Origin of the sequence: Neptunomonas marina, from assembly GCF_004005935.1 — a bacterium.
GTDB classification, from domain to species: domain Bacteria; phylum Pseudomonadota; class Gammaproteobacteria; order Pseudomonadales; family Balneatricaceae; genus Neptunomonas; species Neptunomonas marina.
Window position 1 is genome coordinate 108,281 of the sequence record NZ_SACQ01000005.1, and the last position, 12,089, is coordinate 120,369.

Annotated in this window: 13 protein-coding genes; all 13 read left to right on the plus strand. The window is 51.7% G+C overall.

The genetic code is table 11. From position 1 onward, the window contains the following. Position 1 precedes the first annotated feature (1 nt). The 13 genes from EOE65_RS11490 (at position 2) to flhA (ending at position 12,068) form a co-directional block, all read left to right on the plus strand. On the plus strand, positions 2 to 796 hold the full coding sequence (locus EOE65_RS11490; RefSeq protein ID WP_127694461.1) for a FliH/SctL family protein: 795 nt from the start codon (positions 2 to 4) through the stop codon (positions 794 to 796). Then, on the plus strand, positions 771 to 2,132 hold the full coding sequence (fliI, locus tag EOE65_RS11495) for a flagellar protein export ATPase FliI (RefSeq protein WP_127694462.1): 1,362 nt from the start codon (positions 771 to 773) through the stop codon (positions 2,130 to 2,132). The genes EOE65_RS11490 and fliI overlap by 26 nt, the downstream gene beginning before the upstream one ends. After that, on the plus strand, positions 2,129 to 2,569 hold the full coding sequence (fliJ, locus tag EOE65_RS11500; RefSeq protein ID WP_127694463.1) for a flagellar export protein FliJ: 441 nt from the start codon (positions 2,129 to 2,131) through the stop codon (positions 2,567 to 2,569). Before fliI ends, fliJ begins: the two co-directional genes overlap by 4 nt. Positions 2,570 to 2,622: 53 nt before the next feature. Continuing rightward, positions 2,623 to 4,464 carry a flagellar hook-length control protein FliK gene (locus tag EOE65_RS11505; RefSeq protein ID WP_127694464.1) on the plus strand — a complete coding sequence of 614 codons (1,842 nt, stop codon included), beginning with the start codon at positions 2,623 to 2,625 and terminating at the stop codon, positions 4,462 to 4,464. Between the two features lie 84 nt (positions 4,465 to 4,548). After that, positions 4,549 to 5,067 (plus strand): flagellar basal body-associated FliL family protein, encoded by a 519-nt coding sequence (locus tag EOE65_RS11510; protein ID WP_127694465.1) that lies wholly within the window; start codon positions 4,549 to 4,551, stop codon positions 5,065 to 5,067. Between the two features lie 21 nt (positions 5,068 to 5,088). Then, the gene (gene fliM, locus EOE65_RS11515; protein ID WP_127694466.1) at positions 5,089 to 6,069 is read left to right on the plus strand and encodes a flagellar motor switch protein FliM; all 981 of its coding nucleotides are present in this window, start codon (positions 5,089 to 5,091) and stop codon (positions 6,067 to 6,069) included. A gap of 20 nt (positions 6,070 to 6,089) precedes the next feature. After that, positions 6,090 to 6,476: a flagellar motor switch protein FliN gene (gene fliN, locus EOE65_RS11520; protein ID WP_127694467.1), complete on the plus strand. Its 387-nt coding sequence runs from the start codon at positions 6,090 to 6,092 to the stop codon at positions 6,474 to 6,476. After that, positions 6,473 to 6,895 (plus strand): flagellar biosynthetic protein FliO, encoded by a 423-nt coding sequence (fliO, locus tag EOE65_RS11525; protein ID WP_127694468.1) that lies wholly within the window; start codon positions 6,473 to 6,475, stop codon positions 6,893 to 6,895. The genes fliN and fliO overlap by 4 nt, the downstream gene beginning before the upstream one ends. Further along, on the plus strand, positions 6,892 to 7,626 hold the full coding sequence (fliP, locus tag EOE65_RS11530; RefSeq protein WP_127694469.1) for a flagellar type III secretion system pore protein FliP: 735 nt from the start codon (positions 6,892 to 6,894) through the stop codon (positions 7,624 to 7,626). Before fliO ends, fliP begins: the two co-directional genes overlap by 4 nt. An 8-nt stretch (positions 7,627 to 7,634) precedes the next feature. Beyond that, positions 7,635 to 7,904: a flagellar biosynthesis protein FliQ gene (fliQ, locus tag EOE65_RS11535; protein ID WP_127694470.1), complete on the plus strand. Its 270-nt coding sequence runs from the start codon at positions 7,635 to 7,637 to the stop codon at positions 7,902 to 7,904. 3 nt (positions 7,905 to 7,907) lie between these two features. Continuing rightward, positions 7,908 to 8,687, plus strand: coding sequence for a flagellar biosynthetic protein FliR (fliR, locus tag EOE65_RS11540; RefSeq protein ID WP_127694471.1), 780 nt, complete (start codon positions 7,908 to 7,910; stop codon positions 8,685 to 8,687). After that, positions 8,688 to 9,833, plus strand: a complete 1,146-nt coding sequence (gene flhB, locus EOE65_RS11545; RefSeq protein ID WP_127694472.1) for a flagellar biosynthesis protein FlhB — start codon at positions 8,688 to 8,690, stop codon at positions 9,831 to 9,833. A gap of 120 nt (positions 9,834 to 9,953) precedes the next feature. Beyond that, the gene (gene flhA, locus EOE65_RS11550) at positions 9,954 to 12,068 is read left to right on the plus strand and encodes a flagellar biosynthesis protein FlhA (protein ID WP_127694473.1); all 2,115 of its coding nucleotides are present in this window, start codon (positions 9,954 to 9,956) and stop codon (positions 12,066 to 12,068) included. Positions 12,069 to 12,089 lie beyond the last annotated feature (21 nt).

A 12,089-nucleotide genomic window follows, 5' to 3' on the forward strand; every position in this document is an offset into this window, starting at 1 on the left:
GATGGCTAGGAATGTCTTCGGGGAAAAGCTCCCTGTACGAATTAAAGCGTCTGATGTGCAGGTCACAACAGAGATATGGCAATTGCCAGAGGTTGGCCGCCATAGCGGCGTTGGTCTGCACGCAAAGACTGTCGATACCCCCGACCCCGTATCGGTTGTTGAAGAAGAGATCGTTGCAGAAAAGGTGACCTTAGCTGAGCTTGAGAGTATCCGTGAACAAGCTCGTGAAGAGGGCTTTGAAGAGGGTAAGAAAGCGGGCTACGATGCAGGGTTTCAACAAGGCCAAGAGGCGGGGCAGGCGCAGGGGCTTAGCGATGGTCAGCAGCGCATAGATGCGCAAATTCAACGGGTACAGGCATTGCTCGCCACTCTAGATACCCCACTGCAAGCGCAAGAAGCGTTGCTAGCAACGTTAGTTACTGAGATGGCGATTGAGGTTGCTCAGGCGGTTGTGGGCCACCAAATATCGAGCGAACCGCAAACGATACAGCTCGCTATTAGTGAGGCGGTTGCAGCCCTTCCTGAGGCATCTGGGCAGTTGATGGTGTATGTTGCATCTGAAGACTATGAGATTGCACAGCGCTTCGCTGAGCAGCAACCTACCCGCGTGACTGTTGCGGCTGATGCCTCGATTGCAGCTGGCGGTTGTAAAGTCGCGACCGATACCAGCGTTGTGGACTACTGTATTGAGCAGCGTTTTGCTAACGTAGTTGGGCAGGTCCGTCAGCGCTTACAAGGCGCTCTGCACAACCCAGCGCAAGGTACGCAAGATGAAACATCATCGCAACCTGAATGAGATTATCCAGCAGGTTCGCCAAGCTCCGCTTAAAACTCCTACCCCTACTATAGAAGGCAAAATCACACGCCTTATTGGTTTGACAATCGAGGCGGTGGGCCTGCAGGTTGCTGTGGGTGATAACTGCCTTATCCATGTTTCAAACACTCAAAATATTGAGGCTGAGGTCGTCGGCTTCTCTGGAGATCGTATCTATTTGATGCCATTGCAGCCTGTTGAGGGGCTGTCGGCAGGCGCTAAAGTGACGCCGCTTGGGGCCGAACGCAATGTGCCTCTTGGGGATAACTTACTCGGGCGCATTCTGAATGGTGTAGGCGAACCACTAGATGGGCGCGGGCCTCTCAACTGCAGCGACTCCGCATCGCTGGCGGGCGAAGTGATTAATCCGTTGGAACGTCACCCTATCGATACCACATTAGATGTGGGTATTCGCGCGATCAACTCGTTACTGACTGTCGGCAAAGGCCAGCGTTTAGGTCTTTTTGCCGGTAGTGGTGTGGGTAAGTCGGTATTGCTTGGCATGATGACCCGAGCAACAGAAGCGGATATCACGATCGTGGGTCTGATCGGTGAGCGTGGCCGAGAGGTAAAGGAGTTTATTGAACACAACTTAGGCCCAGAAGGGTTGGCGCGCTCTGTGGTGGTTGCCTCACCTGCTGATGACTCGCCGCTTATGCGTTTACGAGCATCGCAGCTGACAACGCGGATAGCCGAGTATTTTCGTGCTCAGGGTAAAAGTGTTCTACTACTCATGGACTCCCTAACACGTTATGCACAAGCACAGCGTGAGATTGCGCTTGCCATTGGCGAACCCCCTGCCACCAAAGGTTATCCACCGTCGGTATTTGCTAAGTTACCTAAGCTGGTTGAGCGAGCCGGAAATGATGCAACAGGGCAAGGTTCGATAACCGCATTCTATACGGTGCTGACGGAAGGTGATGATCAACAAGACCCGGTGGCCGATTCAGCGCGTGCCATCTTGGATGGCCATATTGTGTTATCACGTCGTCTAGCGGAGCAAGGGCACTATCCCGCTATCGACATAGAAGCCTCGATCAGCCGTGCGATGCCGCAAGTGGTACCATCGGAGCACTTGGCGGCGGCGATGCGTTTTAAGCAGCTGTTCTCTAAATATCAGCAAAATGCTGACCTTATCGCCGTGGGGGCTTATGTCCGAGGCAGTGACCCTGATACCGACTTTGCGATTGAGCGTATGCCGACACTGCGGCAGTTTTTGCAGCAAGGGTTGCATGAGGCGATGAACATAGAGCAAAGTCTGCAATTGATGGCGATGGCGTTGCAGCCTGCTGAACCGCCTGCACGAGGTAATGGATGAAACGATCAAAACGTTTAGGCGTGGTGCTCGACCTTGCCGAGCGTAAAAAAGCTGAGGCGGAGCGCTTTTTAAGTGAGCAGCTGCAGCGTGTGGAAAACGACAAGATTCAACTTGAGCAGCTAGAGTCCTATCTGGCGCAGTATCAACAGGAATACCAGCTTGCCTTGGCGCGCGGGCTGGCGCCGGATCAGATTCAAAACTATCAAGCCTTTCTCGGAAAACTTGCGGCCACTATCGGGCAGCACAAAAAGACCATGGTGGTGCACGAGGAGCAGCTCGCACAGGTTAAACAGTATTGGGCCCAGCAGTATGCTCGACATAAGGGGATTGATGCCCTGATCGAGAAGGCCAAAACTGAAGAAGAGCAGGCTGCGGACAAGGCATTTCAAAAACAGCTTGATGAGCTTAATCAACGCGCTAAACCAGCCTTTCTCTAAATTGGCCTTGTTTTTGCTGTCCCTGAGTAGAATAAAACTCAACGGGTGGCTATATGACTCCTCAGCTCAATCAAATTAGCTCGCTTTTGCAGTTGTCTAGTGGACAAGGCGGCCAGACCTTTAATCAGCTGCTACTCGGCGCAGGTGGTGCGCAGGGCGCTACGCCGCAGTTTGGCCAGATCATGTCACAACTCGGTTTTGCTCCGAATGCTGTCACACCTGAAGCGTTGGCGGAGCTTAAAAGTCAGCTTGTCGGCGGAAATCTATTGCCTGAAGGTGGCGAGCTTTTGCCGCAGGCTACCCCGTTGAGTGCCGAGGTGGCGCCAGAAGAGGGGGCGACACTCCCACTTAGTGAGGAGCTGTTGGCGGCCATTGCGGCCTTTGCTGCGCAGTTAGAGCGTTCGGGCGAGCAGCCCAGTCGGCCCTCCAGTCCGGTCGCAGATGGGGCGGTGCAAACGGCGGTAGCGGATAGCTCCTCGCAGAGAGTGTCGCCCACCACCCAGGTGCCGTCCCCTCAGTCATCTGAGTCTGCAAAAGATAGCGCAGTAACAGGCCCTCAAACGCAAGACGTGCGCAGAACGATTGAAACGGCGGATCGCGTGTCAGAGGATCAATCCGTTACACCGAAAGAGTCTGATCGTTCAAAGGACGTACCTGTTTTGCCAGCGACGCGCGCTGTCGAGCCGAAGGGGCAGCCGATACAAGCGTCCGCTGATCAGCTTCAGCCGGACGAGAAACCAGCACTCATCGCAGCAGCTACTGTCGCGCCAACTCCAGCGACCGCTAAGGTAGCGCCTGATCAGGCAGAGCCAAGCATCAGAACAGAGGTGCCTGTTGAGAGTCCTGTAGCTCAGGAGCGCGACGTTGTTGATACTGCGCCAAAGAGTGCACCTAGCGCACCAACTACCGAACAACCAAGTACACCGCCTGCTAAGCAAGATATAGCCCAAAACACGGAGTCAGATGCTCGTGGTGATGAGTCTGCTGTATATGAGCAGCGCACTGCTGCTGAGGTGCAAGCGGCTAAATCACCTGCAAACGAAACGGCTGCAATGGCGGGTACTTCTGCCCCACAATCAGCTGTTGTGACACCTTTGCCACCACGTGAAGCAGGAAAGGAGTCAGGTAAAGATACGGGCCGCACTGAGCGCTCGCAAACGGATCGCGTTAATGTAGCGAGCTCAGCGACTGCGCAGCAAGACGTGGCAGCAAAGCCGACCACTGATAATCGGCCAGAACAATCCATTCATCGCCCTGCTCAGTCTGGCATTATCAATAACCAGCCCCAGGGCCCTCAAAATACGGTATCGCCAGAGCTGTTGGTCGCTGAACGCGAGTCGACCTCTGCCGCGAAAACAGCCGAGCCTGCAAGCAAGGATGCAGGGCTTAGCAAAGTGTTAGAGAGCTTTACACTCGGTAGCTCGCACCAGCCGACCTTAGTTAGGCCGAGTGCTGAGATTCAAGCACGTATGCCGCAAGGGATGTTGCCAACGCATCCTCAGTGGCAGCAGGCGGTATCTGAGCGCGTAGTTTGGGCTGCCGGACAGCAAGTGCAAACGGCGACGATTCAGTTAGATCCGCCTGAATTAGGGAGTTTGCAGGTTAAGTTACAAGTCACCCAAGAGGGTGTGAACGTTAGCTTTACCTCTCCTCATGCGAATGTGCGTGATGCGGTGGAGCAAAGCATTCCGCGTTTGCGCGAAATGATGGCAGAGCAGGGGCTTGATCTTGCTGAATCTTCTGTAGGAGATCAGTCATCATCGCAGGATCGAGGTGCGCAGAATGGTGAATCGGGCGGCCAGTATGTTGAGGGAGGAAGTGGTGTACCTGACACTGGCCAAAATGCACCGATGAGTCGCGCTCAAAACCTGAATTTAGTCGACTATTACGCGTAACTCAGTTCGCGCTATCTCTATGTTATATTTATACTATCCTAGTATGTTCGTGGATGAATGAGATAATAGGTTAGGAGATTTAACATGGCAGAAGAGCAGGCAGCAGAAGAAGCAACTGAAGGCGGTAAGTCGAAAAAGAAGATGATCATCTTTATCGCTCTAGGTGCAATTCTTGTGGCGGCACTTGGTGCTGGCGGCGCCTTTTTCTTTTTGAGCGGTAATAATGAGGAAGCGGCAGCTGAGGTTCCAGCCGAGCCGGTACGTCAAGCAGCGATTTACACCAAAGTCCGTACCTTGGAAGGCAAGCCCTCTTTTGTAGCAACGCTCCAGTCTAACGATGGCAAACGCCATTATATGCAAGCATTTGTTGAGGCTAAAAGCCGTGATCAGGCAGTAGCCGATGCGCTGACCTTGCATATGCCGCTTATCGTGTCGCGGTTAAATGCGCTTTTTGCAAGTCAGCAGTTTGAAGCCCTGCAAAGTGTTGAGGGTAAGCAGCAACTGCGTGACGCATCCACTGAGCTTGTGCAAAGTATTTTGCAAGAAAAGATTGGTAAGCCAGGTATCGAGATGATCCTGTTTACCAATTTCGTGATGCAGTAACCCAGCTGGGATAACGTTGTAATGTCGGTTAAAGACCTTCTCTCTCAAGACGAGATCGATGCGCTTCTTCACGGTGTAGACGATGGTGATGTCGAGACCTCTGAAGAACCTGAAGAGCTCGAAGAGGGGGAGGTTCGTCCCTATGATCTAGCGAGCCATGAACGAATCGTTCGTGGCCGCATGCCAACGCTCGAAATGATCAATGAGCGCTTCGCACGCCATACTCGCAATAGCCTTTTTAATTTGCTACGTCGTCCCGCTGATGTCACCGTTGACGGTGTGCAGGTGATGAAGTACGGAGACTATATCCATACACTTTATGTGCCTACGAGTATGAACCTTGTGAAGGTTCAGCCGTTGCGGGGCACTGCATTGGTGATCATGGATGCCAAACTTGTTTTCAAGTTGGTGGATAATTTCTTTGGTGGAGATGGGCGTCATGCCAAGATTGAGGGACGCGATTTTACGCCGACGGAAACACGCCTAGTTCACAAAGCGCTCAACCTCTTTTTTGCCGACTTAGAGGAGGCGTGGCGTCCGGTGATGGGGCTTGAGTTTGAGTATATCGGCCATGAGATGAACCCTGCGATGGCAAATGCCGTCAGCCCCAGCGAGGTTGTGGTGGTGAGTACCTTTCAAGTCGATCTTGAGGGTGGTTCGGGTGAATTTCATATCACTATGCCTTACTCCATGCTGGAGCCGATCCGCGAGGTATTGATTTCCGGCTTCCAGCCAGCCGAAGACGAGAAAGATTCCCGTTGGGAGCATGCATTGCAGCGCGATATTATGCTTGCCCCACTGGCGATCAACTTGGCTGTTGCTGAGCGCGAGATGACATTGCGCGATATCATGGAGTTTGAGGCGGGCGATATCATCCCAATCGAGATCCCTGAGCACCTAACACTCAAAGCCAATTCAGTACCGCTTTTCCAGTGTAAAATGGGCACATCTCGCGGTAATCTAGCAGCAAAAGTAACCAAGCAAATATCTAATAACGACTAAACGAGTCTGAGTGAGTTCATATGAGTGATGAAAATGTCGATCAGGAAGCGATGGCTGATGAGTGGGCAGCAGCGATGGCGGAGCAGACGACAGCAGCGGAGTCTGTTGATCTTGATGAACTGACAGATGAATCCCAGCAAGTTGCTGATCCCAAACTAGATGTCATTCTGGATATTCCTGTGACGTTGTCGATGGAAGTGGGTAATACAGATATCTCGATCCGCAATCTGTTGCAGCTAACGCAGGGGTCAGTTGTTGAGCTGGATCGCGTCGCTGGTGAGCCATTAGATGTGATGGTGAACGGCACGCTGATCGCACATGGCGAGGTGGTGGTTGTGAATGATCGCTACGGTATTCGCCTAACCGATGTTATCAGCCCGCAAGAACGCATCAAACGCTTGCGATGAGAGCTTTCAAGCGCTTCATTGCTTCACTTGGGGCTTTGGGATCAACAGCAGTTCTTGCTGCTGAGCAGCCAACGCTTGCAAAAGGGCAGGAAGTTTTGACAGGCTCGTCGATAGCTCAGGTCGTACTGGCGCTAGGTGTTGTGTTGGCGGCCATCTTTTTGCTTGCTTGGTTAGCTAAACGGATTAACGGCGTGCATGCCGCGCATCAGCAAATGAAGGTAGTGGCCACGTTAGCTGTAGGTACTCGTGAGCGTGTCATGCTTGTTCAGGTTGGCGAGAAGCAAGTGTTGCTCGGCGTAACCGCAGGCAGTATTTCCCATCTTGCCTCATATGATGAGCCGGTCATTCCTCAAGACACTCCCAAAGAGGCGTTTGCTGTGAGCCTTAGACAGGCGATGCAGCGGGAGGATAAGCCGTGATCAGACTGTTATGGCTGCCTCTGTTCCTGTTATCCCCGTTAGCTTTTGCTGCTGATGTTGGCATTCCGGCTGTGAGTGTTACGAACACCGAGGATGGAGCAAACTACAGTGTAACGCTGCAGATCCTGTTCTTGATGACGATGCTGACGTTCCTGCCAGCCATCGTCATGATGATGACCTCCTTTACACGCATCATCGTCGTTTTTGCGATTTTGCGCCAAGCGCTGGGCTTGCAGCAAACGCCATCGAATCAAGTGTTGGTTGGGCTATCGCTATTCTTGACCTTCTTTATTATGAGTCCGGTGCTTGAGGAGATTAACCAGCGCGCAGTGCAGCCTTACATCAATGAAGAGTTGGCGCCACTCGAGGCGGTGAAGCGCGCAAGTGAACCGCTGCATGATTTTATGATTCACCAAACGCGTGAGAATGACCTGAATCTATTTATGCGTCTGTCTGATTCGCCGCCGGTTGCCAGTGCCAGTGAAGTGCCTTTCTTTGTGCTTGTGCCAGCGTTCGTGACCAGCGAGTTAAAAACAGCTTTCCAGATTGGTTTTATGATCTTTATCCCGTTCTTGGTCATTGATTTAGTGGTCGCCAGTGTTTTAATGGCGATGGGTATGATGATGCTGTCGCCTGTGATTATCTCATTGCCGTTTAAAATCATGCTGTTTGTACTGGTGGATGGTTGGGCGATGATTATCGGTACGCTGGCAGCGAGCTTCGGACTATAGGAGACGGTATGACACCACAGCTAATCCTTGATCTGTTCGGTGAAGCACTATGGTTAGTGGTGCTGCTGGTGTCTGTTATTGTGTTGCCAAGTTTGTTGGTGGGTTTATTGGTTGCGATTTTTCAGGCGGCCACACAAATCAACGAGCAAACCTTGAGCTTTCTGCCGCGTTTGATTGTTATCTTGTTAATCGTCATGGGGATGGGGCCGTGGATGGTCAATAAATTGACGGATGAGTTTAACAAGATTTTCGAAGCCATCCCTATCATGATCGGCTAGCGTATGTATGAGATCAGCCTGATCGAAATTGAACGCTGGGTTGGTGCTTTTCTGCTCCCGTTTTTCAGAGTTGCTTCATTCCTGATGGCGATGCCCGTCATCGGCACTCGCATCGTCTCGATGAAGATTCGCCTTGGCGCTGCCGTTGCTATTACGCTAGTGATTTTGCCTGTACTGCAGATGCCGCCCGTGCTGGTCGGTATCGAGCTCAATACCATGCTACTGGTGGCTCAACAGGTGCTTATCGGTTCGGCGCTAGGTTTTGCCATGCAGGTTTTCTTCCAGATCTTTACGGTGGGTGGTCAGTTAATATCGAACCAGATGGGTTTGGGTTTTGCCTCGATGACGGATCCTGCTAATGGCGTATCAGTGGTCGTGCTTGGCCAATTCTACCTGATGATGGCGACATTGATGTTCTTGGCAATGGATGGGCACTTGGTGATGATCACCGTGCTTGCAGAGAGCTTTGATATCATGCCGGTGACCGAGTTGCGCCTTGATGCCATGAAAATGAGCCAGTTGGCGCTGTCGGGCTCATGGATGTTCGCGGGTGCGTTATTGATGTCGTTGCCGATTGTGGTGGCCCTTCTGGTGGTGAATCTATCCTTCGGTATTATGGTTAAGGCGGCGCCGCAGTTGAATATCTTCGCCATTGGTTTTCCATTCACGATGATGCTAGGTCTTTTCTTTACATGGATGAGCTTATCCGGTTTTCTGGGGCAGTTTGAGATTTTGGCGGCAGATGCGCTGGAGCGTTTAACTGGCTTGATGGGAGGAGCTTAAGTGGCAGAGGAAAGCGGCCAGGAGAAGACCGAAGACCCCACCCCCAAGCGCTTGCAAGATGCTCGTGAGAAGGGCGATATTCCGCGCTCGAAAGAGTTAAACGCTACCGTTCTTTTGTTGGTTGCAGCGGGTGCCTTGCTCATGTTTGGCTCGCAGATAGCGACGACGGCGATGGCGCTTGTAGCGGATAACCTTGCACTCAGGCGTGATGAGCTATTTGACTCACGCTTAATGATCTCTCACTTCACCAATGCTCTTATTGATGGCTTTCTAGCGATGGCGGGATTTTTTGCCGTTGTGTTGCTTGCTGCACTTCTTGGGCCCATCGGTTTGGGGGGGTGGAATTTTAGTACGCAAGCTATCCAGCCTAAGCTCAATCGGATGGATCCGTTAGCCGGTATCAAGCGGATGTTCTCGTTAAAGTCCCTTATCGAGTTGATTAAGGCGTTTGCGAAGTTCTTGCTGGTTGCTGCATTTGCGATTGGCGTATTGCTTTATTTGCAGCCTGATCTGTTTTCGCTGGGTAACAAAGATGTTAACCGCGCGGTTGCCGAGTCGCTTCATCTTGTGGGGATCGCATTTTTAATTATCTCCACAAGCTTAATTCTGATCTCCTTAATTGATGTGCCATTTCAGATCTATGATTACACGCAGAAGTTGAAAATGACGCTGCAGGAAGTGAAAGATGAGATGAAAAATACCGAAGGTAAACCTGAGGTAAAAGGGCGTATTCGTCAGTTACAGCGTGAAATAGCCCAGCGCCAAATGATGCAAGAAGTGCCAACGGCGGACGTCGTTATTACCAACCCGACTCACTATGCGGTTGCGATCAAGTATGTTGCTGATGGTGACGGAGCGCCTATTGTGGTGGCAAAAGGGGCTGACTTTGTCGCGCTAAAAATCCGTGAAATCGCGCAGGAGCATAATGTGGTTATCTTATCAGCACCGGCGTTGGCGCGTGCTCTTTACCACAACTCCGAGATAGATCAGGAAATTCCAGCAGCGCTTTATAAGGCGGTCGCTCAAGTGTTGGCGTATGTGTTTCAGCTACGGCGCTATCAAGAGGCGCAAGGGCAAGCTGATAAGCCTCGCTTGCCAAATGAGCGTGAGTACGAGATACCGGATGACTATCGAGTGGATCCTTGAATGGCGTACATATTGCATGGATTAGCTGCTGAGTCGTAAAATCGCCACAGATGGACGGTCATTCCGTCAAATAAATGTCATTTGTTTTTTAGTGTCAATATTTTGGCTTTTGGGGTTGTGTTGGATAGAGCTGCACTCATTTCGAATGTGAAGGGGCTAAGCCAAGGAAACTTGGGTGTGCCTCTGCTCCTGCTCGCCATTATGGCGATGGTGACGCTACCCGTTCCGCCATTTCTGTTGGACGTTCTGTTTACCTTCAATATTGCGCTTTCTATCGTGGTTTTGCTTGTGAGTGTTTACTCGTTGCGCCCGTTGGATTTCGCTGTTTTCCCGACCATCTTGCTGGTGGCTACGTTGATGCGTTTGGCGTTGAACGTTGCCTCAACACGGGTTGTCTTGTTGTATGGGCACGAAGGTGGTGATGCTGCAGGTAAGGTGATCGAGGCGTTTGGCTCGGTTGTTATCGGCGGTAACTACGTCGTGGGTATCGTGGTCTTCTTGATCCTTGTGATCATCAACTTTGTGGTCGTTACCAAAGGTGCTGGACGTATCTCCGAAGTGAGCGCTCGCTTTACGCTAGATGCCATGCCCGGTAAGCAGATGGCGATTGATGCCGATTTAAACGCAGGGTTGATTAACCAAGAAGAAGCAAAGGAACGCCGTCAAGACGTTACACAAGAGGCAGACTTTTACGGTGCGATGGATGGTGCTTCCAAGTTTGTGCGTGGTGATGCTGTTGCGGGTATCCTGATTCTTGTCATCAATATCTTAGGTGGTTTGATGATCGGTATGGTGCAGCATAACTTGTCGTTTGATCTGGCCGCTGAATACTACTCTTTATTGACGATTGGTGATGGTCTGGTTGCACAGATTCCATCCCTGTTGTTATCCACTGCTGCCGCTATCATGGTGACGCGACAGAACTCCTCGCAGGATATGGGTAAGCAGATCTTCTCGCAGATGTTTGGTTCGCCTAAAGCGCTTACTGTCGCGGCTGTTATCCTGTTTATCATGGGTATTGTACCGGGTATGCCACATGTCGCGTTCTTATCGCTGGCGGCATTGGCAGGTGGTGCAGCATGGTTATTCCACAAGCGGAGCTTAGAGCGCCAAGCCGCTCAAGAGGAGCGTGCTTCCGCCGAAACAGAACAGGCGGCTGAGCAGGCGGAAGAGGCTAAAGAGCTGGATTGGGATGATGTAATGCCTGTGGATATGATCGGCCTAGAGGTCGGTTATAGACTGATTCCGATGGTGGATAAGTTGCAAGGTGGGCAGTTGTTGAACCGAATTAAGGGCGTGCGCAAAAAGTTATCTCAAGATTTGGGGTTCCTTGTGCCCTCTGTGCATATTCGCGATAACTTGGATCTCATGCCCGGGGCCTACCGCATTACGCTGATGGGGGTAGTGGCTGGCGAGGCTGAAATCTACCCAGATCGAGATTTGGCGATTAACCCAGGTCAAGTATTTGGCACATTGAAAGGTGTGGAGGTTAAAGACCCCGCTTTTGGTTTGGATGCTACCTGGATTGAATCAGGGCAGCGTGAGCACGCGCAAACACTGGGCTACACCGTGGTTGATGCGAGTACGGTGGTTGCTACGCACTTAAACCAGATATTACAAAATCATGCACACGAACTGCTGGGGCATGAGGAAGTACAGCAACTTCTTGATATGCTGGCGAAAAGTTCGCCTAAACTCGTAGAAGAGCTAGTGCCCGGAAAGTTGTCGATTAGTGCGTTGCTGAAAGTATTGCAAAGCTTGCTAATGGAACATGTTCCGCTGAAGGACTTCAGGAGTATCGCGGAAGCGCTATCCGATGCGGTCACGCGAACTCAAGATCCAGTTGTGTTGACGGCTGCGGTACGGGTGGCGATATCGCGCTTGATTGTGCAAACCATCAATGGCTCAGAGCCAGAGCTGCCGGTCATCACTATGGATCCGCAGTTAGAGCAGTTGTTATTGGGCTCCGTGCAGCAGAGCCAGCAGGCTGGCGAAGATGGCATGGTATTAGAACCGGGTATGGCCGAGCGGCTGCAAAGCTCTTTGATTGAAGCTGCGAAGAAGCAAGAGATGTTAGGAAACGCGGCGGTTCTGCTAGTCGCTGCACCCGTTCGGCCGTTGATGGCCAAGTTTGTTCGTTACGGCGAGCAGGTTATTCATGTGTTGTCGTATCAAGAGATACCAGAAAATAAGCGCATCACCATCGTAGCGACAGTCGGTGGTCAGAATGGATAGGTGGGGTGCTGAGGTGCTCTT

What these genes read in the sequence shown, in the direction of transcription:
- EOE65_RS11490 (WP_127694461.1), top strand. Translation starts at nt 2, where the DNA reads ATGGCTAGGAATGTCTTCGGGGAAAAGCTCCCTGTACGAATTAAAGCG.
- fliI (WP_127694462.1), top strand. Translation starts at nt 771, where the DNA reads ATGAAACATCATCGCAACCTGAATGAGATTATCCAGCAGGTTCGCCAA.
- fliJ (WP_127694463.1), top strand. Translation starts at nt 2,129, where the DNA reads ATGAAACGATCAAAACGTTTAGGCGTGGTGCTCGACCTTGCCGAGCGT.
- EOE65_RS11505 (WP_127694464.1), top strand. Translation starts at nt 2,623, where the DNA reads ATGACTCCTCAGCTCAATCAAATTAGCTCGCTTTTGCAGTTGTCTAGT.
- EOE65_RS11510 (WP_127694465.1), top strand. Translation starts at nt 4,549, where the DNA reads ATGGCAGAAGAGCAGGCAGCAGAAGAAGCAACTGAAGGCGGTAAGTCG.
- fliM (WP_127694466.1), top strand. Translation starts at nt 5,089, where the DNA reads ATGTCGGTTAAAGACCTTCTCTCTCAAGACGAGATCGATGCGCTTCTT.
- fliN (WP_127694467.1), top strand. Translation starts at nt 6,090, where the DNA reads ATGAGTGATGAAAATGTCGATCAGGAAGCGATGGCTGATGAGTGGGCA.
- fliO (WP_127694468.1), top strand. Translation starts at nt 6,473, where the DNA reads ATGAGAGCTTTCAAGCGCTTCATTGCTTCACTTGGGGCTTTGGGATCA.
- fliQ (WP_127694470.1), top strand. Translation starts at nt 7,635, where the DNA reads ATGACACCACAGCTAATCCTTGATCTGTTCGGTGAAGCACTATGGTTA.
- fliR (WP_127694471.1), top strand. Translation starts at nt 7,908, where the DNA reads ATGTATGAGATCAGCCTGATCGAAATTGAACGCTGGGTTGGTGCTTTT.